Source organism: Wolbachia endosymbiont of Nasonia oneida, assembly GCF_009012935.1.
GTDB lineage: Bacteria > Pseudomonadota > Alphaproteobacteria > Rickettsiales > Anaplasmataceae > Wolbachia > Wolbachia pipientis.
In genome coordinates this window covers 1-3,108 of record NZ_QESS01000036.1, presented here as the reverse complement: position 1 = coordinate 3,108, position 3,108 = coordinate 1, and the positions used below count along the sequence as shown (strand labels likewise).

Annotated in this window: 2 protein-coding genes and 1 pseudogene; all 3 read right to left on the bottom strand. The window is 37.1% G+C overall.

Annotated elements, in window-relative coordinates; all coding sequences use genetic code 11:
• Window positions 1-15: 15 nt before the first annotated feature.
• Complete coding sequence (locus tag DEF52_RS05885) at window positions 16-651, bottom strand: hypothetical protein (protein WP_237357375.1); 636 nt, start codon at window positions 649-651, stop codon at window positions 16-18.
• A 57-nt stretch (window positions 652-708) separates the two neighbouring features.
• Window positions 709-1,035 (bottom strand): GTA baseplate fiber-binding domain-containing protein, encoded by a 327-nt coding sequence (locus DEF52_RS07085; protein ID WP_458695315.1) that lies wholly within the window; start codon window positions 1,033-1,035, stop codon window positions 709-711.
• Between the two features lie 306 nt (window positions 1,036-1,341).
• Window positions 1,342-3,054, bottom strand: a pseudogene (locus DEF52_RS06945) (glycoside hydrolase/phage tail family protein); the annotation flags it as partial.
• Window positions 3,055-3,108: the final 54 nt, after the last annotated feature.

Below are 3,108 nucleotides of genomic sequence, written 5' to 3'. Positions count from 1 at the left end.
CTTCTGGTTCGTTTTTTACCATTCCTTCCTTAACTTAATGGCAGTGAGCAATACCTTACCGTCTTCATACGTCACATTTTCATCCTTACATTTCAGCTTAAACTCCGCTGAACTGCAAAAACCTGGTGTTTCGATATATGTACAATCATCATAGTTAAGCATTTTTGTATATTTCATGCTAAAACTAAGCTTTATACAATTGGGTTCACGACAATCCATAATATACTCTCTTGTCATACAGTTGCCTTGCGTTGACAAATGAAAAGATCCAAGAGCTTGATTCATATCATTAGGAAGAAAATGAGTATATCCGCCCTGATAATAGTTATTTATTAACTCCTCAATAATAGAGTTATTGGGAATTGTTGCACCAACGTGTTTAAACATTTCTGTAAAAATTTGTCTGAGAAATGGACGATAATTCCCTTTTCCGTTTTCATCCCGTAGAATTAGATTTTTATGGTTTGAATACAGATCGTTAATAAATTCGTTAGTTATTTTTTGTCCGTTAATAGCAAGGCCGTGTGTTCTATTAAGATCCTTATATGTTCCCTCACCAGAAATTACTTCGTCCCAAGTGTTAGCTTTGAAATCAGCATATTTGAGCTTCTTCACTTCAGCTTTCAACGCATTGACCATTTCCTTTGACATGTTATATCTCTACCATTAATACCTGTATATTAATTCTAGCACTTACTTTATTAAATTTCAATTACTAAATGAATTTATCACTTTCACTTCCGTATTTTCCAGCGAGTCACCGTAAGTCACTGCTTTTAGGTAAAACTTTTTTCCCCTTTGCACTTCGAAAGATATTATTGAATCATCAAGTAGAACAAATTTTTCACCTGCAGTCTCTTTAGTACCTTCTTGTCCTCTGATTAGGTTACTAAGCTTATATTTATTTTTATCTATAAGTTCAGCACTCTGGAATTTTATTACCTCTTTTCCGATTAATGCTGAATTTGAATCGATAATTCCTAGCAGCTTACCAAAACGTAGCACTACTATAAGCCCCTCGTCGGTAGATTCCATTACATATCCGTAAGTAGACTGCTTGTTTGTGTTTGCGATAGGCTTATAATCCTTATCGTTGTACGAAATAAAGAGTGTTGCTCCTTTCCAATTCTTTTCCTCACTAATTAAAGTAAAGCTTGCACTATTACCTTTAATATCCGGTAAATCTATCATTTCTACGATGGTTTTGCTGATATGAGAAGGAGGGTATTCCTTCAGCATAAGTGACCTTGTTGAAGGAAAAGAAAGCTTATATATAGAGTGATCATAACCAACGCCAATTACTTGAATGGACATGCTTTCGAATTTTGTTTTTATAATTCTCACCGTATGCTTTTTCTCACCGTCTAAAATCGTTATTACATCACTTGGCACAAGCCACGCATATTTTATCGGCAGCTTGAAATTGTATATATTTCTCTCTTGCCACGAAGAATAAAGTAAAACCTCAGCTATATTTTGCGCCTCTCCCTCCTCCATAATGAGCGGTATTTCAACTGTTATAGCAGCGCCTTGCTTTGGCAACTCAGCATATTTAACATCAATTGGATAGCCAAAATTGCGATTAAAATAAACGACGTTAACTTTATTGTTTAAATCTAATTGACTGATATTAGCAAGTTTTGAATTGTTACTGAAAACCGTTTCACCAATTGGTATTTCAGTCGTAACTCCCCTGCCCTTTTGGACAAATTTCAGTTTAGAGTCCTGTTCAACCACATCAAAAAAATAGCAACTTTGCAGCATTTTAATAATTGAACGTACCGATTGCTGGTCATTTATTACATATCCAGACAATAATCCTTTAACATCACTCGTATCGAACTGATCGCTTTTTAAACCTGCTTTTTGTAATAGATCCGATAAAACATCGGAAATATTAAGCTGTGAAAGCTTTCCCTGAATCCAATGTCCTGTCTGCCAATTATGGCAGTCAGTCCACATATCACACAAATTGGGGAAATAAGGAAATGGCCTTGCATCCCATGCCCAGAGAAACATTTTTTCTACCATTTCCGAGCTTTGCCACTTCTTTAGCGTTCCTTCAATTGCAATTTTTTGCGAAAGAAAGCTCACCTCTCCGTTTGAATATCGTGGATATTTGCTCTCTATGCTGCCTTTATCAACAAACACATTTGGCTCATTAGTGCAGCCGTTCATACTGGGAAATCCATATTCAGTAAACCATATTTTTTTCATTTTTGGTTGCCATTTTGTTTTGCTACCACCTGGATTTATGTGAGTTTCACTCTACCATTTTGCTATGTTTTTCCACGCATACCTGCTGTCGTTATACTTTACTTTTTCAGGCTCACCCTTTGAGTAATCATAGAAATAATCATACCCCACTCCACTGCTCCAACCACCCATTACATCTTCCGCGGAATAACCAAAAGGAGGCTCTGGCCCATCAGTCAGTGGAAAATAAGCATCTATGCCAATAACGTCGATGTACTCTGAAGACCAAAGCTCATCCATATTATACCAACCATCATATGAATGGTATTCACTCCAATCAGCAGCGTAAGTTACCGTTACTTCTTCCCCAAGCTGAAGTTTTATCTGTTTTGCAAGCTTGACCAGCTCTATAACGGCAGGGTAATTCCCTTGTTCATCCCTGATTTTGGTAAGTTGCGCAAATTCAGAACCGATGATAAACCCTTCTACTTTAGTCTGTTTGGCAATGCTTGCATAATGCTCTATAAATTTGTTATATTGATTCTCAAAAAAATCACTTATATCCCCAGGGGTCCCGCTCAATTTTCCTCGCCACTCTTTGTTCTTTGTGTCAAGCAAGGGCACTGGATAGAGCATCACCTTGTAGCCTCTGCTGCGTAACTCTTCTATATATCTTATCAACGCTGCATCACTAACTGTGCCACCATACCTTGGGTTTCCACTCGCATCTTTTGAAATTAGCTGAGCATTATCTCTGGTTACACCCCCTACTTGCCAATCATCAGGTAATATTGCGGAATCATCTTGAAATTCAACTGCAGGATATATTTTACAATCTTTAATGTTCAGATCATTCACAAACCAATTGACTTTCCATAAGATGGTACAAGCCTCCACCTTCTAGGTGGAGAA